Consider the following 25,520-nt stretch of genomic DNA (forward strand, 5'->3'; position numbering starts at 1 on the left):
TACGACGCAGAAGGTAGAAGACAAAAGACGGGCGGTGACCGTCTTTCGATCACCGCCCGCGCTAGTCCACAATGACAAGGAATGTCGTGTAGAGACCCAGATGGAGCCTGTCGCTGTTTTCGATTTCCACCGGGGGATAGATCTTGCCGGGTTCGCGTTGGTCGCGCGGCGGCTCAATCACAATATCGCCGTCGCCCGCGCCCGATTCGAGCACTGTGCCGTTGGTCGATCCAAGGCCCTGGGCGTACCAGCGTCCACCTTCGAGCCAAATGCGGAGATGCTCGCGCGATGCATCGGTGCCTACATCGGTGATGCTGGGCGAGGTTTTGGGCAAGGACCCAATTACCGTGCCGCGCGGATCGCGTGTGAGGGGATGGATTTGCATGTCGGCGCAGTTGTCGGCATGGGTTCTGAGCAGACCGAGGTTGGGGGCGACAGTGCGCGGCTGCTCCAGGCTGCTCATAAAGCCACGTCCGACGGTAGTTTCGGTGGTGCCAAAGTGCCCGCCTGTCTTGCTGTCGCAAAAGCGCTCGACGGTGGCCACGCCTTGGATGGGGTCAGCGAGCGCCCCCGTTGCCACAAAGAGCATAAGGTAAAGCGTACTCTTCTCGCGCACGGCATTGCCGTCAAAGTTGTCGATGCGATTGAGGGCATTTGCATATAGGCAGCTGTCCAACTTGTAGCTGGCGAGAGCCGACATCATTTCGTTGGCGGCCGGGCCGCGATAGTGCTCGGCGATTGCCTGATAGGCGGACTCGCCGCTGCCGAGCTTGCTGCAGATTGCCGCGGAAAGATTGAGCGTGGTGATGGCAAAGTCGCTGTAGATGGCGGGCGCGCACTGGTCAGGCTCGCGATGGACGATGTAACGGGTGAGATACGAGCGGTTGGAAGAGCATTTCTCGAGCAGGGTACTGCCGAGATAAGAGTTTCCATTGATGAGCATTCGGGCGATCTCGAGATGTTTAAGACCGCCGAACGAGCGAATATCGTTATAGAGGACCGAGCAAGGCGTCTCTGCTGCCACGGATACCTCCTTTGATTGCTTCCTAGCCAATATGGCGATAGGAATTAATGGCCCCCGGTGGGCGACGTATTAAATGGCTGCGCAATATATAGCGTAACCAAAGCAACATTATAGGCCACATGTTCGAAATTGCAGGAAGACTGAGAGATTTGGTTTGGACTGGACGGAAATTCCTCTCTGTCTTGATCTATAACAATTAGGGCCGATTTTACTCGTTAACTGTTACAGATTGAGACGTTTGTGAGCCGTGTCGACCGTTTGTCTCGATCTGTAACACGTAGAGGAAGATTTGCCCTGTAGATGTTACAGACCGAGACAATCAGCCGGGCTCACCTCGTCCGCCTCGTCATCTGTGGTTTACGTGGGGGCATACGGAGTACGGGTATACTAACCGGCGGCGAATCTGCTCCATCGCTTAGAGCTGCTGCGTCTGGACGGCGCGTGATAGGGCTGCCAAAGCGATCGCCAGCGTGCTGAGCAACGTCCTCTCTGTGCGCACCTGTTTTTGTATGTATTAGCGCACTACCAAGCACGCCCGCGCGGCCGCATGCCGTGCCCATTGCGCGTGCAGATAAGGAACAACAACATATGCGTAATTCTGTATCCGACGTCACCGACGCCGAGATTCTGGACGAGACCCGCGAGGCCATGACCCAGGCCGCCTTCGATGCCGCCGACGAGGCAAATGCTGCCCAGGCCGTCGAGTCCGCTACCGAGAGCCTGCCCGCCTTTGACGAGCTGGGGCTTTCGGACGAGATGCTTCGTGCTATTGAGAACCTGGGCTACACGGCGCCCACGCCCGTTCAGGCCGGCTCCATCCCCGTGGTGCTCGAGGGCCGCGACCTGCTTGCCGCCGCTCAGACCGGCACCGGCAAGACGGCCGCCTTCTTGCTGCCGACCATGAACAATCTGGAGCACATCGCTCCGCCCAAGCCCGTGCGTGAGCGCGGCGGCCGCAACCGTCGTCGCGGCGCCAAGAAGCCCGAGGGCAACGGCCGTGGCCCCGTGATGCTCGTCATCACCCCCACGCGCGAGCTCGCCCAGCAGATCGACGAGGTTGCGAGCAAGATCGCCGACGTCACCGGCCATGTCGCCGTGACCGTCGTGGGTGGCGTGAGCTACAAGCCGCAGACCGCGGCACTCAAGTACGGCTGCGACATCCTGGTCGCTACGCCGGGCCGTCTGGTCGACCTGATCGAGCAGGGCGCCTGCCACCTGAACGAGGTTAAGGTCCTGGTGCTCGACGAGGCCGACCGCATGCTCGACATGGGCTTTTTGCCCGCCGTCCGCCGCATTGTGCGCGAGACGCCGGCCGAGCGCCAGACGCTGCTGTTCTCGGCGACCCTCGACGAGGAGGCCGTGGGTGAGATCACCGACCTGGTGAGCGACCCGGCTCGCGTGGAGATCGCACCGGCCACGTCGACCGCCGACACCGTCGACCAGTTTGTGTTCCCGGTGTCCATCGAGGCCAAGAACAACCTGCTGCCCGAGTTCCTCAAAAAGGAAGGCCCGGAGCGCACTATCGTCTTTATGCGCACCAAGCACCGCGCCGACAGCTGCTGCCGTCGCCTGGAGCGCAAGGGTATCAAGGCCGCCGCGATTCACGGCAACCGCAGCCAGGCCCAGCGCGAGCGTGCCCTTTCGGCCTTCCGCGACGGTACCGTCGACGTGCTGGTGGCAACCGACGTGCTTGCCCGCGGCATCGACATCAGCGACGTGCGCTACGTCGTGAACTTTGACGTGCCAGCCGAGCCGACCGACTACATCCACCGTATTGGCCGTACGGGCCGCGCCGGCGAGCTGGGCTGGGCCATTACGTTTGTGACCGAGCAGGACGTGGACGAGTTCTACGAGATTGAGAAGCTCATGGACAAGACCGCCGACATCTACGAGGCCGGCGACCTGCATGTGGGTCCCAACCCGCCTGCGGTTGATCCCGAGCGCGACCCTTCGGCCTTTAAGGTGAAGAAGAAGACCAAGCGCGGCAAGTCCAAGAGCAAGAAGAAGCTTGAGCAGGCGCGTCGCGACGGCAAGCGCAACGGCGACGATTACGGCGATGTTGCCGGTCGTTCCAACCGCGGTCGCGACGAGCGCCGCGGCGACGGCGAGCGTCCGAGCCGTCCCAAGCGCGGCGGCAAGACCCGCGTGCGCGAGGGCGTTCAGGCTCGCGTGGACGAGGCTGTTGAGAGCGTGGCTCGCGAGGTAGCTGCCGAGGAGCGCGGCGGTGCTGGTGCCGCTGAGCAGCCTGCGCGCGGCAACCGTGCCGAGCGTCGTGCCAAGCAGTTCCAGGGCGAGGCGCATCGCCGTCGCCGCGAGGACGAGGACCGCGGTGGTCGTCGCCGTGTTGAGCGCGAGGACGAGGGCCGTGGCTCGCGTGGCGGCAAGCTTGGCTCGGGCGATCGTCGTCGTTCCGGTCGCAATGACGAGCGCGGTGGCCGTGATGGGCGTCGCGGCGGCGAGGGTCGCGGTGAGCGTGGCGCCCGCAGCGGTGAGTCCCGTGGCGGCAAGCGCTTTGAAGAGCGCGGTGGCCGCGGTGGCGAGCGTCGCGAGGGCGCTCGCGCTAATGGCACCCGCAGCGGCGCCGGGCGTTCTGGTGAATCGCGCGATCGTCGTGATCCGCGTGCCAGCCGCGATCGCCGCGATGATTGGCGCAACTACGACGATACCCGCGAAGAGCGTCGCGGCGGCTACCGTGGTGGTCGCGGCGGCAACCAGGCCGGCTCCCGTGGCGGCCGCGCCGGCGGCCGCGATAACCGTGGCAGCTATGGCAACGGCCGTGGCGGCAAGCGCGGCGGCAGCTCCCGTCGCCCCGGTGACGGCGGCGGCAAGCGCAAGTAACATACGCGTCGCGCTCTAAGTCGAGGCGACCAGAGGGCTCCGGGCATGTTTTTGCTCGGAGCCCTTTTTGGTGCAAGGGGGACAGGTTCATATGCACCAACGTCTTGAAGTTGCGGTGGAATACGAACTGTTTTGGCCTTTTGAGCGGCTTTTCAGTCCCTATTTCACCGCAACTCATGATTGGTGCATGGTGGCCTGACTCCTTTGTTCCAAAAATGATCCGTTTTCCTCCGTCCCCAAGGGATCATGTGATCCGAAGAGGACGGAGGAAAACGGATCAAAAGGAAAAAAGTAAGGCGTTCCTTTCCACATTGGATATTGCTATTTGGTAACGCGTTTTATCAAATATGGCATTTATCTGCGGTAATGTTCTATTTCACCGCTGAGGACGACGTTTCATACCGCCTGCCGAACCGTGTTGCTGCCAAACAACTTTATAGGTCAGTGTGTTGCGTGTAGCAATTTCGCCCGGCCTCGCCTCCGGGCTGCCATGTGAGAGGGGATCTTATGGCTCGACTGCATGTAATGGAACGCAGCCACGCTCAGGCCGTCATGGACGACCTGCACGATGCGCTCGGACGTCGTCTGGCGGTGAGTTCGCTCGCTCCGTGTCCCGTTGAGTTTACGGCAGCGCTCGTCAACCTGTGCTCCACCCAGAGCTGCGGCAAGTGCACGCCCTGCCGCGTGGGCCTGAGCGCGCTGAGCGACCTGCTCGCCGATGTGCTCGAAGGGCGCGCCGATGAGTCCACGCTCAACCTTATTGAGCGCACGGCCCGCACCATCTACCTTTCGAGCGACTGCGCCATCGGCTACGAGGCCGGCGCCATGGCGCTCACGGCCATTCGCGGCTTCCGCGACGACTTTGAGCACCACATCCGTGAGCACTCCTGCGGCTTTGACCGCGAGGCCCGTGTCCCGTGCGTCTCAGGCTGCCCGGCGCACGTCGACATTCCCGGGTACATTTCGCTCGTTGAGGCCGGCCGCTATGCCGATGCCGTCAAGGTCATCCGCAAGAACAATCCGCTTCCGCTCGTCTGCGGCCTGGTGTGCGAGCATCCCTGCGAGATGCACTGTCGCCGTGGCATGGTCGACGACCCCATGAACATCCTTGCCCTCAAGCGGTTTGCCGTTGAGCATAGCGACCTCAAAGACCACAAGCCACATGTAGTGGACAACACTGGTAAGCGCGTCGCCGTGATCGGCGGCGGCCCGGCCGGTCTTTCTTGCGCCTACTACCTGGCCGTGATGGGCCACAAGGTGACCATTTTTGAGCAGCGCCACCACCTGGGTGGCATGCTGCGCTACGGAATCCCCAGCTATCGTCTGCCACGCGAGCGCCTGCAGGCCGAGATCGACTGGATCATGAGCGCCGACATCGATGTGGAACTCGACCACTCCGTGAACGGCGAGGAGCTCGCCCGTCTACGCGACGAGTTCGATGCCGTCTACCTGGCCATCGGTGCCCATAACGACAAGAAGCTCGGCCTTCCGGGCGAAGAGGCGCCCGGCGTGGAGTCGGCCGTCAAGATGCTGCGTGCCATCGGTGACGACGAGCTGCCCGACCTGAGCGGCCAGCGCGTGTGCGTCATCGGCGGCGGCAACGTGGCCATGGACGTGGCGCGCTCTGCCGTGCGCTGCGGTGCCGAAAAGGTAAGCATCGTCTACCGCCGTCGCATCTGCGATATGACGGCTCAGGACGCCGAGATTGCCGGCGCCCAGGCCGAGGGTTGCGAGGTTCTGGAACTCACGGCGCCGTTCGCCATCGAGACGGGCGAAGATGGTCGCGTGAGTGGCCTGCGCGTGCAGCCGCAGATTATCGGCGAGCCCCGTCGTGGGCGTCCGGCTCCGCGTGCCGCCGCCACGCCCGAGCGCGTCATTCCCTGCGAGCGCGTGTTCGTGGCCATTGGCCAGGACATCGATTCCAAGCCGTTTGAGGACATGGGCATTGCCTGTAAGTGGGGCTGCGTGGTCACCGATTCGGATGGCGCCGTGCCTAACTTCGATGGCCTCTTTAGCGGCGGCGACTGCCAGACCGGCCCCGCCACCGTCATCCGGGCCATCAACGCCGGCCGCGTTGCTTCGGCAAATATCGACCGCTACCTGGGCTTTGACCACAAGATTAAGCTCGACGTGGAGCTGCCGACCGTCCAGTTTAAGGGCAAGCACGAGTGCGGCCGCTGCGAGCTGGGTGAGCGCGAGGCCGGCGAGCGTATTCACGATTGGAATCTGGTCGAGCAGGGCCTTACCGAGGAGGAGGCGCGCCAGGAGGCAAGCCGCTGCCTGCGTTGCGACCACTTTGGCTTTGGCGCGTTCCGCGGAGGGAGGAACTTGGAATGGTAGAGCTCAACAACCCCACTGTCAGCGACAACACCGAAAGCGGAGCACTCAATATGGTCAAGCTCACTATCGATAATTGCGAGGTCGTGGTACCCGAGCACACCACGATCCTGGACGCGGCCAAGTCCGTCGGTATCCAGATTCCCACCCTGTGCTACCTGCGCGATCTGAACGAGATCGGCGGCTGCCGCGTGTGCGTGGTCGAGGTTGAGGGCTGCGACCAGCTGGTTGCCGCCTGCAACAACTACGTGCTCGATGGCATGGTGGTCCACACCAACAGCCCCAAGGCCCGCGAGGCCCGTCGCACCAACGTGCAGCTGCTGCTGTCCCAGCACGATTCGCAGTGCACGAGCTGCGTGCGCAGCGGCAACTGCAACCTACAGACCATCGCCAACGACCTGGGCATTTTCTATCTGCCGTATCAAAGGCATTTGGCGGGCGAGGGCTGGGACTTCGATTTTCCCATCATCCGCGAAAACGACAAGTGCATTAAATGTATGCGCTGCATCAAGGTGTGCGAGAGCGTGCAGGGCCTGGGGATTTGGGACCTGACCAACCGCGCCACGCATACCGCCGTGGGTACCCGCGGGCGCGCGCCGATCGGCAAGACCGATTGCGTCGCGTGCGGCCAGTGCATTACGCATTGCCCGACGGGCGCACTGCGCGAGCGCGACGATACCGAGACCGTGTTTGACGCGCTCGCTAATCCTGACAAGATCGTGCTGGTGCAGATTGCGCCGGCCGTGCGCAGCGCCTGGGGCGAGGAGCTCGGCATTCCGCGCGAGGAGGCTACCGTCGAGCGCCTGGCTTGCGCTCTGCGCCGCGTGGGCTTTGAGTACGTGTTCGACACCGACTTCTCGGCCGATCTCACCATTATGGAGGAGGGCTCCGAGCTGCTCGAGCGCCTGGGTAAGGCCGCCAAGGACGAGGGCGACAGTCGCGGCTGGCCCATGTTCACGAGCTGCTGCCCGGGCTGGGTGCGCTTCGTGAAGGCACGTTACCCCGAGTTTGTCGACGGCCTGTCCACGTCAAAGTCGCCGCAGCAGATGTTCGGCGCCATCGCCAAGACCTACTACGCCAAGGTGCTGGGCGTGGAGCTCGAACGCCTGTTTGTGGTGTCCGTGATGCCGTGCACGGCCAAGAAGGCCGAGTGCGCGCTGCCGAGCATGGTGGGCGAGGACGGCACGCCCGATGTGGACGTTGCGCTGACGGTGCGCGAGATGGTGCGCATGATTCGCGCGAGCCACGTGAGCGTCGACACGCTGGTTGAGGAGCCGCTCGACACGCCGCTGGGCTTTGGCACGGGCGCGGGTGTGATCTTTGGCGCCACGGGCGGCGTGATGGAGGCCGCCGTGCGCTCGGCCTATTACCTGGTGACGGGCAAGAACCCCGACGCCGATTTCTTTACCGACGTGCGCGGCCTGGACGGCTGGAAGGAAGCCGTCGCCGATATCGATGGCACCAAGGTGCGCGTCGCCGTGGCACACGGGCTGGGCAATGCCGCCCGCCTGCTCGACGCAATTCGCGACGGCCGTGTGAGCTATGACTTTGTCGAGGTCATGGCGTGCCCCGGCGGCTGCGTCGGTGGTGGCGGTCAGCCCATCCACGACGGTTGCGAGCTGGCTGCCGAGCGTGGCCAGGTGCTCTGGGGCCTCGATGCGAACGCCGAGATTCGCTTCTCGCACGAGAATCCCGATGTCCAGGCGTGCTATCGCGAGTTCTTGGGCGAGCCGCTCTCGCCGCTGGCCGAGGAGTTGCTGCATACCGACCATCACGCATGGACGATGCCTAACGAGGGGACGTGCTAGCGATGCGCGCGTTTGATGTTGAGATGTCGCGCCGGGGGTTTGCCTCGGCGCTTGCCGCGGGCGCGCTGTCGCTTGCGCTCGCGGGCTGTGGCGGCGGGGCCGCGGGGGCCGGGTCTGCTGCAGGCTCGGCTGCCGCGGACGGCGTCAGTGCCGCCGCAGAGCCGGTCGAGGTGCATGTCGCCTCGCTCAAGGGGCCGACGTCGATCGGTCTGGTGCGGTTTATGGATCAGGCGGCCGATGGCGAGACGGACAATGAGTTCGACTTTGCGATCAACACTGCCGCCGACGAGATCGTGCCCAAGGTCATTCAGGGCGATGTCGATATCGCCCTAGTGCCCGCCAACGTGGCGAGCGTGCTCTACAACAAGACCGAGGGCGCGGTGCAGGTCATCGACATCAACACGCTGGGCGTGCTGAACGTTGTGACGGGCGACGCGAGTGTGGCCTCGTTTGGCGATCTGGCGGGCCATACTGTCTATATGACGGGCAAGGGCGCCACGCCGGAGTACGCCATGAACTACCTGCTGGAGCGCGCGGGCTTGGCCGGTCAGGTGACGCTCGTGTTTAAGAGCGAGCCTACCGAGGTGCTCTCGGCTCTGCTTGCCGACCCGACTGCCGTGGGCGTGCTACCCGAGCCGTTCAAGACGGCGGCCATCGCCAAGAGCGAGGGCAAGCTGTCGGCACCGGTGAGCCTGACCGATGTGTGGGACGAGCTGGCAGGAGACACGGGCTCGCGCTTGCTGACGGGTGTGACCGTGGTGCGCCGTGCCTTTGCCGAGGAGCATCCCGAGGCCGTGGCGGAATTCCTGAGCTGCCATGCTGCGAGCGTTGAGGCCGTGAACGCGGCGCCGGCGGACTGGGCGCAGGCCGTGGTCGATGCGGGCATCGTGGATAACGCCAAGATCGCCGAGAAGGCGATTCCCGGGTGCATGCTTGTCTGCCAGACAGGGAAGGATATGAAGGCCGCGCTCGGTGGGTACCTGAAGGTGCTGGCCGATGCGGACGCGAGCGCCGTGGGCGGCAAGCTCCCGGCTGATGATTTCTACTACATGGAGTAACCCGTGCGTGCGTTTGCTCGACAAATGATAGAGCGTATGAAGGCGGTGGCGGCAGCAGGTGCCGTTGCCGCCTTTTGGCTTGCCGTGTGGGTCTTCGTGGCGGCGCTGGTGGCACAGCCGCTGATTTTGCCGGGTCCGGGTGCTGTTGTGGTGGCGTTGCTGCGGCTGGTATGCGATGCCGGCACGTGGGCGATTCTGGCGGGCTCGGGTGTGCGGATTCTAGGCGGTTTGGCGCTTGCCGCGGTGTGCGGTGGTTTGCTGGCCGGAATTTCGTCGCGCTCGCGGGCGTTTGCCCGCTTGGTGGCTCCGGCGCTTTCGTTTGTTAAGGCGACGCCGGTTGCCTGCGTGGTGGTCCTGCTGCTCATTTGGCTGGGGTCGGCGCGCGTAAGCATTGCGGCGGTCTTTTTGATGGCGCTGCCGGGAGTGTATTTTTCGCTGGTCGAGGGCTTGACGCAAGCGGATAAACCGCTGGAGCAGATGTTTCGTCTGCATGGCGTGCGGGGTTGGCGACTGTTTTGTGCCCACACCTGGCGCGAAGTCCTGCCGTTTGTGCTTTCGTGCGCCCGCGCCGTGATTGGCATGAGCTGGAAGGCCGGCGTGGCGGCGGAGCTGATCGGCATGGCGGTGGGCACCGTGGGTGAGCGCATCTATCAGGCGAAGCTGCTCATCGAGACGGCTGACCTGCTGGCGTGGACCGTGTTGGTCGTGGCGGCATCGTGGGCATGCGAGCGCGTGCTGGTGTGGCTGCTGCGGGCTTCGGGGCCCGCAGCATGGCGTGCTGCTGTGCGGGCGCATGGGCGTTGTCCTCGCGGACGTGCAGGCGGCTCTGCTGGCGGCAGGGCTGCTGCGGAGCTTGCGCTCGCCGTGGGCGATCGCGCTCTCTGGGCTCCGGCGCTCGACGGACTGGTGCTTCGTGTGCCCGCCGGTGGGCGCGCCTGCGTGATGGGCACCTCGGGCGTGGGCAAGTCGACGCTGCTTGCGCTGGCGGCGGGGGAGTGCGCGCCGTGCTCCATGGTGTTTCAGGATGTGCGCCTGGTAGAGGGCGCCTCGGCTTTGGATAACGTGCTGGTGTGCGCCGACGCGCGCGTGGACGCCTCGAGTGCCGCGGCCCTGTTGCGCCTGCTGGTGCCGGGGGTCGATGTGCATGCTCGTGTGGCCGAGCTCTCGGGCGGGCAGCGCCGTCGCGTCGAGATTGCCCGAGCCCTGCTGTGTCCGGGCGGCGCAGTGATTCTGGACGAGCCCTTTACCGGCCTAGATACCGCTGCGCGCGACGCATGCGCCGAGGTCGTGCTCGACTTGCTCGACGGCCGCATGCTGTTGCTTGCTACGCACGATGCCGTCGACGCTCAGGCCCTCAATATCTCGGACATCATCACGCTCTAAATACTTACTCAGCAACAAAATGATCCGTTTTTTCTCCGTCCCCATAGGGTTGGGTATGGTATTCTATCTGCGTTGGTAATACTTAGGATTACTAAGTATTACCAACGCAGTAGAAACAAACTCCAGATGCGGGCCAATCGGGTTGCCTTCACAGCCCGTCGCCCAGCCGCGTGGCCCGCATCTATCCGCACCACCGTCGTTTCAAAAAGGAAGCGCCATGGCAGAACACATGACCCCGGTTGTCGCGAAGGTCTTGCCCGAGGAAAAGGCGGCCTTCGCGGCGGCAACCCAACTCGTAGGCACCACGCCGTCCAACGCCATCCGCATGTTCATCGCCGCCTTCAATCGCTGCGGCACCTTTCCGTTCGACATTTCGCCCAGCGGGGCCTTTGGCAAAGACTGTCCCCAACAGCTAGTCGTTGAAGAACGTCCCCAATGACTAGTCGTTGGGAGGAGGTCGGCATGCTCAATGCGCTGGTTTGGGCGCTTGCCTGTTTTGGCGTCGTCGCTGCCGATATTGTCCTGAGCATGGTTTTGTTCTCCGTGCTGGACATCGTGTCGGCGCTGACGGGTTTCCCGATCGACAACCTCGATATTCAATGGTTTCAAGCCGTCGCTCAGACGGCGTCGTTTTTGATGGCGCTGCTATGGTGGCGTTATTTGTGGCCGCGGTCGTTTATCGCGCGCTGGCAAGGTGAGCGTCCGCTTGGCGGGGGAGTGCGTAGCGCGTGGAAGCGCATTGCCTGCGTTATCGTGATCGGCTTGGCACTGCAGGTGGTCGTTGGCTACGTGACCGACGCCGTACTGTCATTGTTGCCCGAGGTCGCGGCCGATTACAGTGAACTTGTCGAGGAAACAGGCATGGGCGACACCAGCTATCTCGCCGTCCTGACCACGGTGCTCGGCGCTCCGTTTTGCGAGGAGTTGCTGGTGCGCGGCATTATTTTTGAGTTTTCGCTCCGAGCGTTTAACCCGCAGTGCCGCCCACTTTGGAAGCGCCGACGTCTCGTGCGACCGCAAGACGGCGCCATGGTGCCCTGGGCGGCCCCGAGTAACTGTGGTATCGCCGCGGCGATTGTGCTGCAGGCGGCGATCTTCGGCTTTATGCACATGAACTGGGTGCAGGGTTGCTATGCGGGCGCTGCCGGCCTCATTTTTGGTTGGGTGCTCGTGACGACCGGAAAGCTTCGCTACACGATCCTGCTGCACTTTGCCTTTAATGCCGGGTCGTATCTCATGACGTTGCTCTGGTTTGTGAACACACCGCTCGACGTGGCGGTCACGGTTGCCATCGCCGGCTTTGTGCTGGTAGAGGCGATGCGGTCGCTCAAACTGACGTGCCAGACGGATCGTCCCTACCAGCAAGCGTGATTCCCCTAAGGAAAACACGGCTAGGCGTGTCTGAGCGTGTTCCCCCTAGGGAAATCACGACTGGAGACAGCCCAAGCGTGTTTCCCCTAGGGAAAACACGCTTGGCCGATGAGGAGACGCCGACTGGCCAAGAGACACCGGCCGGCCCTCGCCACGCTAGTTGCGGCGTCCGCCGCCGTTGGCGCCCTGACGTCCCTGGGCCGCGCGGTTGCGTCCGGCAGTGTTCTGCGCGCGCGACATGCCACCGTGGCCCTTGCTGCCTTTGGGTCCCTTGCCGGCGGCGCCACCGTGGGCCTTGCCGCCCTTCTTGCCGGTGCCATGGCCACCGCCAGCAGACGTCTCGCCCGGGCGCGGGGGCACGGGACGAATCAGGCAATGCTTGGTGTAGCCGATCAGATCGCGGCGGCCGGCCTTTTCCAGCGCCTCGCGCACCAGCTTATAGTTTTCGGGCTTGCGATACTGGATGAGCGCGCGCTGCATGGCTTTCTCGTGCGGGTCGCGCGCCACATAGATCGGCTCCATGGTGCGCGGATCCACGCCGGTGTAGTACATGCACGTCGACATGGTGGACGGCGTGGGGTAGAAGTCCTGCACCTGCTCGGGCATGTAGCCCATGTCTCTCACGGCCTCGGCAAGGTCCACAGCTTCCTTCATGGTTGAACCGGGGTGGCTCGAGATCAGATACGGCACCACGTACTGCTTGAGTCCGTATTCGCGGTTCAAGCGTTCAAATTTACGGCAGAATGCGTCGTAGACGGCGCGGCTCGGCTTGCCCATCACAGACAGCACGGCGTCGCTCACGTGCTCGGGCGCTACGCGCAGCTGGCCCGAGACGTGATGCTCCAGCAGCTCGCGCAAAAACTCGTCCGAGGCATCGGCCATGGTGTAGTCAAAACGGATGCCGCTGCGGACGAAGACCTTCTTGACGCCCGGCAGTTGGCGCAGGTCGCGCAACAGTTGCGTGTAGCCGCTTTCGTCGACCACCATGTTCTTGCACACGCTCGGCCACAGGCAGCGCTTGTTCTTGCACACGCCGTGCTTGAGCTGCTTGTCGCAGGCGGGACGGCTAAAGTTGGCCGTCGGTCCACCCACGTCGTTGATGTAGCCCTTAAACTCGGGATCGCGCGTGAGCAGCTCGGCCTCGCGCATGATCGAGTCGTGGCTGCGCATCTGCAGCACGCGGCCCTGGTGGAAGGTCAGCGCACAAAACGAGCACTCACCAAAGCACCCGCGGTTGGAGCTGATTGAAAACTTGATCTCGGCAAAGGCCGGCACGCCGCCCGCTGCGTCGTAATCGGGATGCCAATCGCGTGCGTAGGGGAGTTCGGCCACCTCGTCCATCTCGTCGGTGGTGAGCGTGGCCGACGGTGGGTTCTGCACCACATAGACGCTGTTGGGGTAGGGCTCTACCAGACGATGCCCGGTGATGGGGTCCATATTTTGCTGCTGCACGTTAAAGCTGCGGGCGTAGTTGAGCTTGTCAGCGGCAAGGTCGTCCCAGCTGGGCAGCAGGTCGTAGTCGTAGACCTCGTCGAGCGAACCCGTGCGGTAAACGGTGCCGTTGATATAGGTGATCTGATCGACGGGCAGCCCCGCGTCGAGCGCGTCGGCGATCTCGACAATCGCGTGCTCGCCCATGCCGTAGATGAGGATGTCGGCGCCCGAGTCGAGCAGCACCGAGCGCTTGAGCTTGTCCTGCCAGTAGTCGTAGTGGGCCAGGCGGCGCAGGCTTGCCTCGATGCCGCCGATAATGATGGGAGCGTCCTTAAACGTCTGACGGATGAGATTGCCGTAGACCGTGACGGCACGGTTGGGGCGGTGACCTTCCTCGCCGCCGGGGGTATAGGCGTCGGTGTGGCGGCGGTGCTTGGTTACCGAATAGTGGTTGACCATGGAGTCCATGTTGCCGGCGCTGACGAGAAACCCCAGGCGCGGCTCGCCGAGCACAGTGATGCTGGCGGGGTCGGTCCAGTCGGGCTGGCAGATGATGCCCACTTTGTAGCCGTGCGCGTCGAGTACGCGGCTGATGATAGCCATGCCAAAGCTCGGATGGTCCACGTAGGCATCACCGCAGATATAGACGAAGTCGCACTGGTCCCAGCGGCGCGCATCCATGTCGGCGCGGCTGACGGGGAGGAACTTATCGCGGCCCGGGCGCCAGGGACGGGCGGGCGCAGCCGGGGCGTGCGCGACCCGGGTGGCGGGGGAGACCGTGGCCTGCGCCTTGTCGCCGCGCTTTTGCTGCTGGCCGCGCTGGGCATGCTTGCCGTGCTGGTTGTGCTGAGCGTCCTGGGGCTTTTTTGCCACGATCCCTCCCGGTGTTTGTATGCTGCACGTAATTGTAACCAGTCTTTTTGGGACGGGGCTAAAAAGACTGGTGGAGTACATGGGCTGGCGGATCGGCGTGTCGATGCGGGTGCCGTTTGTTTCCAGACTGTGTATCCCCGTGTCGAAGGAGCCGTCTCGCGCGCACGCCATGTTGTCAATGGGTTACAGTATGAACGGCGGCTATGTTTCCGCCAACGCACGAGAGGGTCGTCAACAAGGAGGATGCACGACGATGCAGCGTGCCAAACAGATATCGGAGTCCATCGAACTGGGCATTATCCTGGCGCTCGCCGGCGGCTTTATGGATGTGTATTCGTACATTGGGCGCGACCATGTTTTCGCTAACGCGCAGACGGGCAACATCTTGCTGGTGGGCGTGAGCATCTCGGAGGGCAATTGGGCACTTGCGGGGCGCTACTTCTTCCCTGTGGTGTCGTTTGCCGTGGGCATTATGCTTGCCGATCTGGTACACGAGCGGTTTGGCAGCGTGATCCACTGGCGTCAGGTGACGGTGTTCTTTGAAGCCGTCATCTTGCTGGGCGTGAGCTTTATCCCCGGTGGCGGTTACAACCTGCTCGCCAACTGCCTCACTTCGTTTGCCTGCGGCATGCAGGTCGAGAGCTTCCGCAAGATCCACGGTCACGGCATCGCTACGACCATGTGCATCGGCAACTTGCGCAACGCGCTGCAAAACGTGGACGATTACATCATCACCCACAGGCGCGGCTTTTTGGAAAACGGCCTGCTGTACTTTGGCGTGATCTTTACCTTTGTGTTTGGCGCCGTGTTGGGCAACTGGTGTATTGAGCGCATGGGCCTGCACGCCATCGTCGTGGCGAGCTTGCTGCTGTTTGTCGCGTTTGCCATCATGTTCATCGACCGCGAGCGCGACTTGCGCTTACGCTGGAAGGTTGCGGCCGAGGCTTGGAAAGAGGGCTGCCGAAAGTAACCGAATGCGGCAAAGGGGCTGTCCCTTTGCCGCTTTATTTTTCATCATCTGTTGAAACGCTTTAACAATTTTGACGTTCTCACGTGCTTTTCGTTTCAAAAGCGTTAGGATGGGACTTATAGCGTGGGGCGTAATGGGCGCCCCGCACACGATGGGAGGCTATCAATGGCTAATCGTTTCGTTCTCAATACCATCTCTTATCATGGTTCCGGCGCCATCAAGGAGATCCCCGGCGAGCTCCAGCGTCGCGGCTACAAGAAGATCTTCGTCTGCTCCGACCCCGATCTGGTCAAGTTTGGCGTTACCGCTAAGGTGACCGACGAGCTCGACGCCGCCGGCATCGCTTGGAGCCTCTACTCCGAGATCAAGCCCAACCCCACCATCCAGAACGTCAAGGACGGCGTCGAGGCCTTCAAGGCCGCCGAGGCTGACGCTATCGTGACCATCGGTGGCGGCTCCTCCATGGACACCGCTAAGGCCATCGGCATCATCATCAACAACCCCGAGTTTGCCGATGTCCGCAGCCTCGAGGGCGTTGCTCCGACTAAGAACCACGCCGTGTTCACCATCGCCGTGCCGACGACCGCCGGTACCGCTGCTGAGGTGACCATCAACTACGTCATCACCGACCCCGAGAAGGTCCGCAAATTCGTGTGCGTCGACACCAACGACGCCCCCGAGGTCGCCGTCGTCGATCCTGACATGATGGCTTCTATGCCTGCCGGCCTGACCGCTTCCACCGGCATGGACGCTCTGACCCACGCCATCGAGGGCTACACCACCAAGGGCGCCTGGGAGCTCTCCGACATGTTCCACTTTGAGGCCATTAAGCTGATCAGCGAGAACCTGCGCGACTCCGTCGCCGAGGCCAAGTCCGGTCAGCCCGGCTCCGGCCGCGAGGGCATGGCTCTTGGCCAGTATGTCGCCGGCATGGGCTTCTCCAATGTTGGCCTGGGCATCGACCACGCCATGGCTCACACCCTGTCCGCTCACTACGACACCCCGCACGGCGTCGCCTGCGCCATGCTGCTGCCGATCGCCATGGAGTTCAACAAGCCGGTTTGCGCCGAGCGCCTGGCCAAGGTCGCCGTCGCCATGGGCGTTGACACCACGGGCATGAGCACTGACGAGGCCGCTGACGCTGCCATCGCCGCCGTCAAGCAGCTCTCCGCTGACGTGAACATTCCGCACGTCTGCGAGGCCATGAAGGCTGACGAGATCGAGGTCCTGGCCAAGGACGCCATGGCCGACGCCTGCTTCCCGGGCAACCCGCGCGAGGCGACGCTCGACGACGTCATCGAGCTCTTCAAGAAGATCTGCCCGGCTGCTTAGCCCAGTTTGGTGGTCCCTCGCCCGTAGGCGTATGGTCTATTGACTTGCCGCTGGCCCCGCCGCGCTACGCGCGGCGGGGCTTTTTGTGTTGCGTCGATGCCCGGAGACGGGCAAAACCAAGGCATACTGCCCGCTGCGGATAGGTGGTGCACTTCCCAGCGTGCATTTTTGGGAGTATTCAGCAAGCTCTTAAAAATGCATAACGTTGTGAATAGGCCGTAGTGGCTCGCTGACGCCCATCGACAGCCATTGTGGGCGGGCTATCGATGAATGGAGGGGGTTGTTGCTGAGTTTCTGCTTTGAGACAACCTTCAACACTGCTGTAACGTGTCGTTTTGTCGTTCGTGATGGGGCCGTTGGGGTCCACGGTGCTGAATACTCCGTTTTTTGCACGGTCCAAGGTGGGGTACCCCGAGACAAAGCAAATAGATGTCTCATTTCTATGCAGATACCGATAGGATTTATGCAAGATTGGGATTGTAAGCCGTGCGTGTGCGCAAAATCGGCGCGAGGACGTCTGGAGGTGGCTCGGCTCCCAGGGCCTTGCACGTGCGGAACGGTTAAAATCGGGACTCGGTCTTAGTTTTGATTGGAAGGATGCACATGGCTTCTGTAATCGATGCTTCTCTAGAGGAGACGCTCTCCTATATCGCGGGGCAGCTTAAGACGCTGACTTCTATTGCTTCGCCTACGGGCTATACCCGTGCGGCGACTGATTATCTGATGGAGACCCTGCGCGATATGGGGTTTGGGCCTGAGCGTTCTAATAAGGGTAACGTGCTCGTTGAGCTTGGTGGCGAGGGTGAGCCGCTCGTACTGGCGAGCCATGTCGATACTCTGGGCGCCATGGTGCGCTCCATCAAGGACAATGGTCGTCTGCGTCCCACGACGCTTGGCGGGCATCAGTGGTCTACGGCCGATGGCGAGAACTGCGCCGTTTACACGCGCGACGGCAAAGTCTTTACGGGTGTGGTTCTCAACACCGAGCCTTCGGCGCATGTGGCCGATGAGCCGGTCAAGACCATCGAGAAGAACATGGAGATCTTGCTCGACGAGAACGTCGATAGCAAGGATGATGTGCTCGAGCTGGGTATTCAGACGGGCGATATCATTGCCATGGATCCGCGTACCACGGTGACGGAGAGCGGCTACATCAAGAGCCGCTTCTTGGACGACAAGCTGTCGGCCGCCATTTTGCTGGGCTTGGCGCGTGCCGTCGCCGCTGGCGAGGTGACGCTTTCGCGCAAGGTGTCGCTGCTCTTTACCGTGTACGAGGAGGTCGGACACGGCGGCGCCTTCGTGCCGGCCGACACGCGCGAGATGATCAGCGTGGACATGGGTTGCGTGGGCGACGACCTAGGCTGCACCGAGCGCATGGTTTCGATCTGCGCCAAGGATTCGGGTGGCCCATACAACTACGATCTGGTGACCACGCTGTCCAACATCGCCCGCGAGCTTGAGCTCGACTACGCGATCGATGTGTACCCGCACTACGGCTCCGACGTCGAGGCTACGCTTTCGGCTGGCTACGACATTCGTCACGGCCTGATCGGTCCCGGCGTGTACGCGAGTCACAACTACGAGCGCAGCCACATTGACGGCGTGCGCAACACCTTTGAGCTGGTTCGCGCCTACGTCCAGCGCTAACGATGTAGCGGCCTCGGCTGACACAGCAGTGCCGACCGAGGCCGTCCTCTCTAAGTTGCGGTGAAATAGGGGCTGTTTAGCGGCCTGAAACGCTTAAACAGTCCCTATTTCACCGCAACTTATGAAGGGGATGGGACTACTTGATAGCTGCCGTAACGGTGCCGCCGCCGAGGACGACGTCGCCGCGGTAGACGACGACAGCCTGGCCGGGGGCGATGGCGCGCTGCGGCTCGTCAAAAGTTAGCAGCATTTGCCCGTCTTCGCCGCGCGTAAGGGTTGCTGCCTGGTCTTTCTGACGGTAGCGGTACTTGGCGCCCACGCGAATGCCGCCGGCATCGAGTTCTGCCTCCATGCGGTCGGCAGGGGCGCTCCAGATCCAGTCGTCGGCCGTGAGTGCTGTGGCCGTTAGGTCCTCGGCCTCGCCCAGATGCACGGTGTTGTTGGCGGCGTCGACGCCCGTCACATACACGGGATGCGCCATCGCGACGCCCAAGCCCTTGCGCTGGCCGATGGTATAGCGCAACGCACCGTTATGGCGTCCGACCACGCTGCCGTCGCGCCATACAATATCGCCCGGCTCGGCGGCATGTCCGCAGCGGCGCTCGATATAGCCCGCGTAGTCGCCGTCCGCGATAAAGCAGATGTCCTCGCTCTCGGCCTTCTTGGCGTTGATGAAGCCCTGCTCGGCGGCAATGCGGCGCACGTCGCGCTCTTTGTCCAGCCCGGCCAGCGGAAAGATTGTGCGCGACAGCCGCTCCTGCGTGAGCGAATACAAAAAGTAGCTCTGGTCCTTCTTGGGGTCTTCGCCGCGATGCAGCTGCCAGGTGCCGTCGGACGCCTGGCTTGTTTTGGCGTAGTGACCTGTGGCGATGTAGTCGCAGCCCATATCCAGCGCCGCATCCAGCAATGCGCCAAACTTAATGTGGCGGTTGCAGATGATGCATGGGTTGGGCGTCAGCCCCTCCTGATAGGCGGTCACGAAGCGCTCGATAACATTGCGGTCGAAGGTCTGCTGCAGGTTAAGTACATGGTGGGGTATCCCCAGGCGCTCGGCGACGGCCTTTGCATCGGCGATGTCGCGGTCGACCTTACTCGTGCTCGTGACGGGATCGGGCGCGGGGCAGGTGAGGCGCATGGTGGCGCCGACACATTCGTAACCCTGGCTTTTGAGCAGATACGCGGTCACGCTGGAATCGACGCCGCCACTCATGGCGACGAGCACGCGCTTGTTGTGCATGGGGAGGTTCTCCTTGGTGGCATGTGGCCAAAAAAGAAAAGCGGCGCGGGAGGCTGGTTCCGCGCCGCAGACATTGTAGCAAGTTCGGGCGTCCTGTGGGACGCCCTAATGAGATGGGCTCAGACTGCCGGGAGAGAGAGGAGACCGGCTCGTCCGTGGGCTCAACCTATGGGCGACAGGCTCTAGTCCTGGAACAGTGCCGTGGACAGGTAGCGCTCACCGGTATCGGCGAGCAGGGCCACGATGGTCTTGCCCTCGTTCTCGGGGCGCTTGGCCAGCTGCAGCGCGGCCCACACGGCGGCGCCGGACGAAATGCCCACGAGCACGCCCTCCTTGTGGCCCACGGCGCGGCCGGTCGCAAAGGCGTCGTCGTTCTCGACGGGGATAATCTCGTCATAGACCTGGGTGTCGAGGACGTCGGGCACAAAGCCGGCACCGATACCCTGGATCTTGTGCGGGCCGGCCTGGCCCTTAGAGAGCACCGGGGAGGTAGCGGGCTCGACGGCGACGATCTGAATCTCGGGGTTCTGCTCCTTGAGGAACTCGCCCACGCCGGTCACGGTGCCGCCGGTGCCGACGCCGGCGACGAAGATGTCGACCTTGCCGTCGGTGTCATCCCAGATCTCGGGGCCGGTCGTGGCCTTGTGGATGGCAGGGTTGGCGGGGTTTACAAACTGACCGGCGATAATGCTGTTGGGTGTCTCCTTCTGCAGCTCCTCGGCCTTGGCGATGGCGCCCTTCATGCCCTTGGAGCCGTCGGTGAGCACGAGCTGTGCGCCGTATGCCTGCATAAGTTTGCGGCGCTCGACGGACATAGTCTCGGGCATGGTGATGATCACCTTGTAGCCGCGAGCTGCCGCCACCGAGGCGATGCCGACGCCGGTATTGCCGCTCGTGGGCTCGATGATGGTGTAGTCGCCGCCGCGCACGAGCTTGCCGGCCTTCTCGGCCTCGTCGATCATGTTCTTGGCGACGCGGTCTTTGACGGACCCGGCGGGGTTGAAGTATTCCAGCTTGACGAGCACGCGGGCCTTGAGGTCCTCATCGGCCTCAAAGTGAGTGAGCTCCAGAAGCGGGGTGTGGCCGATAAGCTGATCGATGGACGTATAAACATTGCTCATGGTGAACCTCCAAAGTGTTCAAATGACTGGATGCCGTGTGGTTTTACGGTGTGTGTAGCAGCGAAACCCACAAACCTTATAGGTTGTTCGTTTTGCTGTTGGCAAGCATAGTAGACGCTAAAGCCTAGTAACGCAATAGGAAATATAAGATTATGACGAGTCGATTAACCATCTTGACGGGAATGGGTATTTTCAAAACCAATTTTTCGGCTAGAATTTCTACGGACTAAATGACCGAAAGGCAGCACTATACATGTTGGTTTCTACTAAGGGCAGATATGCCCTGCGCGTTATGGTCGACCTGGCCGAGCACCAGGCAGCCGGTCGCATCCCGCTCAAAGAGATCGCGGCGCGACAGGGGATTTCCGAGAAATATCTCGAGAACATCTTGGCTACGCTTGTGCGCGCCAACATGCTCTCGGGCATGCGTGGCAAGGGCGGCGGCTACGTGCTTACGCGCCCGCCCGAGCAGTACACGGTGGGCGAGATCCTGCGCCTGACCGAGGGCAGTCTGGCGCCGGTCGCCTGCCTGGATGGCGACTGCAAGGGCTGCTCGCGTTCGGATGAGTGTCCCACGCTCGACGTGTGGAAGAACCTGGACAAGCTCATCAACGACTACCTCGACGGTGTGACGCTCGATCAACTTGTCGCTCCCAACCATGGCTACGACTACGTCATCTAACCCACACCTGCATTTGGGGACGGGGTAGAAATGGTAGATCCTCTCGTCCTTTGAGACTTGGCAAATAAGAAGGCCGCCCATTTTTGCGATGGGCGGCCTTTGTCTTGGGTCGATATGACGGTTCGTATTGAACAGTTCTAGCCCTCGGCGATGCTGTCGAGAATGCTGCGCATGATGGATACCAGGATGCTGCCCATAAAGGCCGATCCAAAGCCGGCAATGGAGATACCCGCGCCCAGCAGATTGACCGACAGGTAGCTGGCCAGCTCGAGCATGAAGCTGTTGACTACGAGCTGAAAAATACCAAGCGTGATAATAGTGAGCGGCAGCGAGATGACCGTCAGGAACGGCTTGACGAGCGAGTCGACGATGTTGAGGAACAGTCCCACGAAGGCAAAGCAGACCCAAGCCTCGGCAAAGCCGAAGGGTTGGATACCGGGGACGAGGAACGTGGCGATCGCGATGGCGATCGAGGTGAAGAGCCAGTTAAGCATAAAGCGCATGGCGTGAATCCTTTCTTGCGCCGGGGTTGCTGGCGTCGCGTGAAGCGGCTTGCGGCGGCGACCTGGATGGTTGCGCGGGCGCGCCGCGGTGTTTGGGCGCCCATTGTCTCAAATATTCGTGGAGCTTACGTGCGCATATGGTTTCTAAACGGCGTTCGTCCTGAAAAACGCGCCGCTGGCAGAGAGTCTTGTCGCTTTAGTTTGGTGGTGTGCTACACTGCTACGGGCAAAAGCCACAGGCGTTGCCCTATTGCATAGAACGGGCGAACGATGCCCGATGTCAGTATCAACTTCGATGCCTTTTGGCGGGTTTGGCGGTGATCGATGAATATCGAGAACATGTTTGACAAGCCTGATGTCAAGCAGCTGGTCCACGCATTTAGCCTTTTGGACGACGAGAAGGATATCCAAGCGTTTTTGACCGATATCTGCACGCCGCGCGAGATTTGCGACCTTTCTCAGCGTTTGCAGGTTGCGCGCTATTTGGACGAGGGCGAGCCTTATGTTGAGGTTCAGGCCCGTACCGGCGCTTCGTCCACCACGGTGAGCCGCGTTTCAAAGGCGCTGAACGGCGAGTACGGTGGCTACCGCAAGATCCTCATTAAGCTGGAGGATGGCGAGTAGGCCGCGGCAAAACCAATTGTTCAAAACCGCTCCTCCGGGGGCGGTTTTTATATGCCCGCAATCGGCTGGTGCGTTGGGGCCAGGTTGCTTTGTACCAAAAGATGGAGCTGCGGTGGCAATGTGTCCGCTTGGGCGGGTAGGATGGATGCATTGATTATTGCGAACAGTTTGAGCGGAGGACCATGCCTGTTCGAATCTATACCACGGATGCCGGCACGGATTTGAGTGATGCCGAGTCGGCGCTGCTTGCCGACCTTGTTGACTGCCACGGACGTGCCGTGCTGCTGGCACCTACGTTTGCCGAGCTCGACCTGTGCCGTCATGATGCGGCGGAAGCCGGGATTTCGCTGGGTATTGACTACAAGACGCCTACATCGTGGCTTCGCTCGCTTTGGGAGCTTTTGGGCGACGGGCGCGGTTTCGTCGACAACCTGCAGCGCCAGATGCTGTTCTCGGACATGGTCACGCGTCTCGACGATGCCGACCTGCAGCCGCTTTCGCGCAGCCAGGGCACAGTGCGCATGCTCGCGCGCATGGCCCGCGACGTGTTGCCGGGCGTTGCGGGGACGGGTGCCGAACGATGCCGTGGCGACAACTGCCAGCCTGAGCCAAAAAGCGATGCCGAGGCTCGTGTGTTCGAGCTTTTGCGTGCCTACGCGGGCGATTTGGACCGTCGAGATATGGTCGAGCCCTGCGAGGCGGCTGACATTATGGCCGGTGCCCTGGCCGATAGCCTGCCGACGTGCACCCGCGCCGTATGCGTGCGCGGTATCACGTCGTTTACGTACGCACTGCTCGAGCTACTGTCTGCCGTGGCGAACAATGGGGGAGAGGTCGTCGTGCTGCTTGCCCGCGAGCAGGCGGCGATGCGCGAGGAGCTTGCCGTGGCATTTGATGCCCGCGGTGTGCTGTTTGAGGTCGCGCCGCTGGGGGAGGACGCCGTCGCGTCTGATGCCGCTTGCGGGACCGCCGCTCAGCCTGCCTTTATTGAGGTCGCTGGCCCCCATGCCCGTGCTCATGCTTATGCGGACGCAATTGATGATCTGGTAAAAACGTGCCGGGGTTCCGAGGTCGACGGCGTCGCGACGCCTGCCGACCCTGTGCGCGTGCTCGTTGTTTCTGCCCGGGCACCCCAGCTGTTCGTTGAGCTCGCCTCTCGTCTGGCGGCTCGTCATATCGCTTCCGAGACAACTGAGTTCACGGCGTTTTCCCAGTCCATCGCGGGCAGGCAGTTTACGGCGCTCGCCGGCCTGATCGAGCGCATGAAGGCCGCCGATGAGGGCATGGCGTCAAAGACCGAGTGGTGGCCCGCGCCGGAGCTTACCGACTGGATCTACAGTCCGCTTTCGGGTGCCGACGCCGCGAGCGCTCGCGGCTTCGACAAGAACATGCGCCTGTCGCGCAGCAAGACCGCTGCGGGCGTCAAGAGCCTGCTGCAGAGCGTGCAGGGCCAGGTGAGGGGCGCCCGCAAGGCCGCCAGCGACGATAATTGGTTTAAGAATGTGCCGTGCGTGGTCTCGGACGTGTTTCAGGCGCTGTGGCGCGACAAACCCGTGACGGCGCTCAAGGCCATGCTCGCCGTTGCAGAGGCGCTGCCCGATCGCGCTCTAGGCGGTCTTGACGGCCAGGCCCGTCGTCAGGCAGAGACGGCTTTGCTGCGCCATGCCATCGACATCCTTATGAACGATGCTCGCGCGCTCGACGTGTCGCAGGCCGCGACCGTGCCGGTTCTCGACGGCGTTCGAACTAAGGTGGACAAGCGCAGCACCGCCTACGATTACGAGACCTACGAGGTCGATCGCACGCCACGGGCGCAAGTGCGCTTCGTGTCGCTTGCCGATGCGTCGGTTTTGCGTCCTGGCGGCTACGATGCCGTGCTGTTTGCCGATGTCGACCTGGACAGCTATCCGCTTTCGCACGAAGAGGGCCCGCTTGCCACGTTGATGGCCGAGCTGCGCCGCGACGGCGTGTCTTTGGAGCCCGCCGCCCTGCTGCGCGTGCGCTTTGGCCGTGCAATGCAGGCGACGAGCGGTCCGGTCGCGCTTGCCCGCGTGACACACGATCGCCAGGCGCGAGAGTGCTACCCGGCAGCCGTATGGACCGAGCTGCGGGCACATGCCGAGGCCGCTGGCGCTGCCAAGTCCACGTGCGTGGGCGAGGGCGATATCATCGCCGACTTTGATCCCGCGGCAGGTGAAGGCCTCAAGCGCGAGCGCGTGACCTGCGAAGCCCCTCAGCACCTGAGCGATGAAGCCATTCCGTATCTGGTTCTGCGCCGTCGCGATGGCGAGGGCGAGAACGCGCCGCTCGTGCCGCGTCTGACGTCCGCCTCGCAGATCGAGGCCTATTCTACCTGTCCACTGTGCTGGTTCGTGTCGTATCGCGTCAAGCCCCAGTCTATCGACGCGGGCTTTGACAACATGGAGAAGGGCAACTTTGTCCACGACGTGCTGGAGCATCTGCATGCCCGTCTGCCCCAAGAAGGCATGGAGCGCGTGACGCCCGAGAATCTGCCGCGTGCACAGGAGCTGCTGCACGAGGTCTTTGACGAGACGTTGGCCGAGCACGCTGGCAAGCGCGGCACGGAGGGCCCGCTGGTGCCGCTCTCCCCGGTGGAGGAGCGCCAGGTGGCCGAGATCTTGCCGCAGCTGGAGGGTGTGCTTGCCTACGAGTCCGAGGCACTTGCCCCCTTTGCCCCGCGCTACCTGGAGTTCGCCTTCAACGAGCTCAAGGTCGAGTATGCCGGTTGGCCGCTTGGCGGGCGCATCGACCGCGTGGACGTGGACGCCGAGAATCGTGCCGTGGTGATCGACTACAAGCATCGCACGGGCGTTGAGGAGTTTAAGCTCGCCGACCCTACGGTGCGCGACGAGGAATCGGGCACGGCACCCATCGACGATCCGCGCTGGTTGCCACCACATACCCAAACGCTTATTTACGCCCAGGCCATGCGCCGGGCGCTGGATTTGGACACCCGCGCGGCGCTCTACTTTTCGACCAAGGGCGGCAAGCCGGCGTTGCGCGGTGCCGCGAGCGCCGAGCTGCTCGAGGAAGAGCGCGGCGACGGCCGCATCCCGGGCCTTAAGAAAGGTTTCCCCGGCGAGGGTGGCAGCATGGACTTCGACGCCCTGCTCGATCGCGTGGAGGCCGGCATCGCCGAGCGCTTGCGCGAACTCGAGGCGGGCAACGTCGCTGCTGTCGACCCGGCGTCGACGCAGGCCGCGCATGCCCGCTGCTCGTATAACCACGAAGGAACGTTTGTAAGGAGGGACGTGTAG

At 62.6% G+C, this 25,520-nt stretch carries 17 protein-coding genes and 1 pseudogene; 13 read left to right on the forward strand and 5 right to left on the reverse strand.

The features are described from left to right. Positions 1 to 61: 61 nt before the first annotated feature. Entirely contained in the window at positions 62 to 1,024 is a 963-nt protein-coding gene (locus PMX70_RS00690) for an FHA domain-containing protein (RefSeq protein WP_118449914.1), read from the reverse strand. 588 nt (positions 1,025 to 1,612) lie between these two features. Here PMX70_RS00690 and PMX70_RS00695 point away from each other — a divergent pair. The 7 genes from PMX70_RS00695 (at position 1,613) to PMX70_RS00725 (ending at position 11,819) form a co-directional block, all read left to right on the forward strand. After that, positions 1,613 to 3,862 (forward strand): DEAD/DEAH box helicase, encoded by a 2,250-nt coding sequence (locus PMX70_RS00695; protein ID WP_271742503.1) that lies wholly within the window; start codon positions 1,613 to 1,615, stop codon positions 3,860 to 3,862. Positions 3,863 to 4,369: 507 nt separating this feature from the next. Then, on the forward strand, positions 4,370 to 6,202 hold the full coding sequence (locus tag PMX70_RS00700) for an NAD(P)-binding protein (protein ID WP_271742504.1): 1,833 nt from the start codon (positions 4,370 to 4,372) through the stop codon (positions 6,200 to 6,202). Beyond that, entirely contained in the window at positions 6,196 to 8,007 is a 1,812-nt protein-coding gene (locus tag PMX70_RS00705) for a [FeFe] hydrogenase, group A (protein ID WP_271742505.1), read from the forward strand. The genes PMX70_RS00700 and PMX70_RS00705 overlap by 7 nt, the downstream gene beginning before the upstream one ends. 2 nt (positions 8,008 to 8,009) lie before the next feature. Beyond that, positions 8,010 to 9,065 (forward strand): ABC transporter substrate-binding protein, encoded by a 1,056-nt coding sequence (locus PMX70_RS00710; protein ID WP_271742541.1) that lies wholly within the window; start codon positions 8,010 to 8,012, stop codon positions 9,063 to 9,065. 3 nt (positions 9,066 to 9,068) lie between these two features. Next, complete coding sequence (locus PMX70_RS00715) at positions 9,069 to 10,448, forward strand: ATP-binding cassette domain-containing protein (protein ID WP_271742506.1); 1,380 nt, start codon at positions 9,069 to 9,071, stop codon at positions 10,446 to 10,448. A 217-nt stretch (positions 10,449 to 10,665) separates the two neighbouring features. Beyond that, on the forward strand, positions 10,666 to 10,887 hold the full coding sequence (locus PMX70_RS00720; protein WP_138112954.1) for a type II toxin-antitoxin system RelB/DinJ family antitoxin: 222 nt from the start codon (positions 10,666 to 10,668) through the stop codon (positions 10,885 to 10,887). Next, the gene (locus PMX70_RS00725; protein ID WP_271742508.1) at positions 10,884 to 11,819 is read left to right on the forward strand and encodes a CPBP family intramembrane glutamic endopeptidase; all 936 of its coding nucleotides are present in this window, start codon (positions 10,884 to 10,886) and stop codon (positions 11,817 to 11,819) included. The genes PMX70_RS00720 and PMX70_RS00725 overlap by 4 nt, the downstream gene beginning before the upstream one ends. Positions 11,820 to 11,975: 156 nt before the next feature. Here the strand turns inward: PMX70_RS00725 and PMX70_RS00730 are convergent, their stop codons facing one another. Further along, a complete protein-coding gene (locus tag PMX70_RS00730; protein WP_271742509.1) occupies positions 11,976 to 14,126 on the reverse strand; it encodes a YgiQ family radical SAM protein in 2,151 nt (716 codons plus the stop codon). 253 nt (positions 14,127 to 14,379) lie between these two features. Between PMX70_RS00730 and PMX70_RS00735 the strand changes: the two genes are divergently transcribed. From PMX70_RS00735 to PMX70_RS00745, 3 genes are all read left to right on the forward strand, one after another. Further along, positions 14,380 to 15,096, forward strand: coding sequence for a YoaK family protein (locus PMX70_RS00735; RefSeq protein WP_118377270.1), 717 nt, complete (start codon positions 14,380 to 14,382; stop codon positions 15,094 to 15,096). A gap of 165 nt (positions 15,097 to 15,261) precedes the next feature. Next, positions 15,262 to 16,428 (forward strand): lactaldehyde reductase, encoded by a 1,167-nt coding sequence (gene fucO / locus PMX70_RS00740; RefSeq protein ID WP_022094861.1) that lies wholly within the window; start codon positions 15,262 to 15,264, stop codon positions 16,426 to 16,428. A gap of 603 nt (positions 16,429 to 17,031) precedes the next feature. Next, positions 17,032 to 18,075: a M42 family metallopeptidase gene (locus tag PMX70_RS00745; RefSeq protein ID WP_271742511.1), complete on the forward strand. Its 1,044-nt coding sequence runs from the start codon at positions 17,032 to 17,034 to the stop codon at positions 18,073 to 18,075. Between the two features lie 136 nt (positions 18,076 to 18,211). On the opposite strand, the pseudogene mnmA reads toward PMX70_RS00745, so the two are convergent. Both mnmA and cysK read right to left on the reverse strand, forming a co-directional pair. Next, positions 18,212 to 19,315: pseudogene (gene mnmA, locus PMX70_RS00750) on the reverse strand (tRNA 2-thiouridine(34) synthase MnmA); the annotation flags it as partial. 179 nt (positions 19,316 to 19,494) lie between these two features. After that, entirely contained in the window at positions 19,495 to 20,433 is a 939-nt protein-coding gene (cysK, locus tag PMX70_RS00755) for a cysteine synthase A (protein WP_271742512.1), read from the reverse strand. 253 nt (positions 20,434 to 20,686) lie between these two features. On the opposite strand from cysK, the gene PMX70_RS00760 reads away from it, so the two are divergent. Next, entirely contained in the window at positions 20,687 to 21,115 is a 429-nt protein-coding gene (locus PMX70_RS00760; RefSeq protein WP_022094857.1) for an RrF2 family transcriptional regulator, read from the forward strand. Between the two features lie 137 nt (positions 21,116 to 21,252). Here the strand turns inward: PMX70_RS00760 and PMX70_RS00765 are convergent, their stop codons facing one another. Further along, positions 21,253 to 21,618: a phage holin family protein gene (locus tag PMX70_RS00765; RefSeq protein WP_138112940.1), complete on the reverse strand. Its 366-nt coding sequence runs from the start codon at positions 21,616 to 21,618 to the stop codon at positions 21,253 to 21,255. 324 nt (positions 21,619 to 21,942) lie between these two features. Between PMX70_RS00765 and PMX70_RS00770 the strand changes: the two genes are divergently transcribed. Continuing rightward, on the forward strand, positions 21,943 to 22,242 hold the full coding sequence (locus PMX70_RS00770; RefSeq protein ID WP_022094855.1) for a YerC/YecD family TrpR-related protein: 300 nt from the start codon (positions 21,943 to 21,945) through the stop codon (positions 22,240 to 22,242). A 182-nt stretch (positions 22,243 to 22,424) separates the two neighbouring features. After that, positions 22,425 to 25,520 (forward strand): PD-(D/E)XK nuclease family protein, encoded by a 3,096-nt coding sequence (locus PMX70_RS00775; RefSeq protein WP_271742513.1) that lies wholly within the window; start codon positions 22,425 to 22,427, stop codon positions 25,518 to 25,520.

Source organism: Collinsella aerofaciens (assembly GCF_028206795.1).
In the GTDB taxonomy this organism is placed as follows: domain Bacteria; phylum Actinomycetota; class Coriobacteriia; order Coriobacteriales; family Coriobacteriaceae; genus Collinsella; species Collinsella aerofaciens_AX.

What these genes read in the sequence shown, in the direction of transcription:
- PMX70_RS00765 (WP_138112940.1), bottom strand. Translation starts at nt 21,618, where the DNA reads ATGCGCTTTATGCTTAACTGGCTCTTCACCTCGATCGCCATCGCGATC.
- PMX70_RS00695 (WP_271742503.1), top strand. Translation starts at nt 1,613, where the DNA reads ATGCGTAATTCTGTATCCGACGTCACCGACGCCGAGATTCTGGACGAG.
- PMX70_RS00760 (WP_022094857.1), top strand. Translation starts at nt 20,687, where the DNA reads ATGTTGGTTTCTACTAAGGGCAGATATGCCCTGCGCGTTATGGTCGAC.
- PMX70_RS00700 (WP_271742504.1), top strand. Translation starts at nt 4,370, where the DNA reads ATGGCTCGACTGCATGTAATGGAACGCAGCCACGCTCAGGCCGTCATG.
- PMX70_RS00705 (WP_271742505.1), top strand. Translation starts at nt 6,196, where the DNA reads ATGGTAGAGCTCAACAACCCCACTGTCAGCGACAACACCGAAAGCGGA.
- PMX70_RS00745 (WP_271742511.1), top strand. Translation starts at nt 17,032, where the DNA reads ATGGCTTCTGTAATCGATGCTTCTCTAGAGGAGACGCTCTCCTATATC.
- PMX70_RS00770 (WP_022094855.1), top strand. Translation starts at nt 21,943, where the DNA reads ATGAATATCGAGAACATGTTTGACAAGCCTGATGTCAAGCAGCTGGTC.
- cysK (WP_271742512.1), bottom strand. Translation starts at nt 20,433, where the DNA reads ATGAGCAATGTTTATACGTCCATCGATCAGCTTATCGGCCACACCCCG.
- PMX70_RS00725 (WP_271742508.1), top strand. Translation starts at nt 10,884, where the DNA reads ATGACTAGTCGTTGGGAGGAGGTCGGCATGCTCAATGCGCTGGTTTGG.
- PMX70_RS00775 (WP_271742513.1), top strand. Translation starts at nt 22,425, where the DNA reads ATGCCTGTTCGAATCTATACCACGGATGCCGGCACGGATTTGAGTGAT.
- PMX70_RS00710 (WP_271742541.1), top strand. Translation starts at nt 8,010, where the DNA reads ATGCGCGCGTTTGATGTTGAGATGTCGCGCCGGGGGTTTGCCTCGGCG.
- PMX70_RS00720 (WP_138112954.1), top strand. Translation starts at nt 10,666, where the DNA reads ATGGCAGAACACATGACCCCGGTTGTCGCGAAGGTCTTGCCCGAGGAA.
- PMX70_RS00735 (WP_118377270.1), top strand. Translation starts at nt 14,380, where the DNA reads ATGCAGCGTGCCAAACAGATATCGGAGTCCATCGAACTGGGCATTATC.
- fucO (WP_022094861.1), top strand. Translation starts at nt 15,262, where the DNA reads ATGGCTAATCGTTTCGTTCTCAATACCATCTCTTATCATGGTTCCGGC.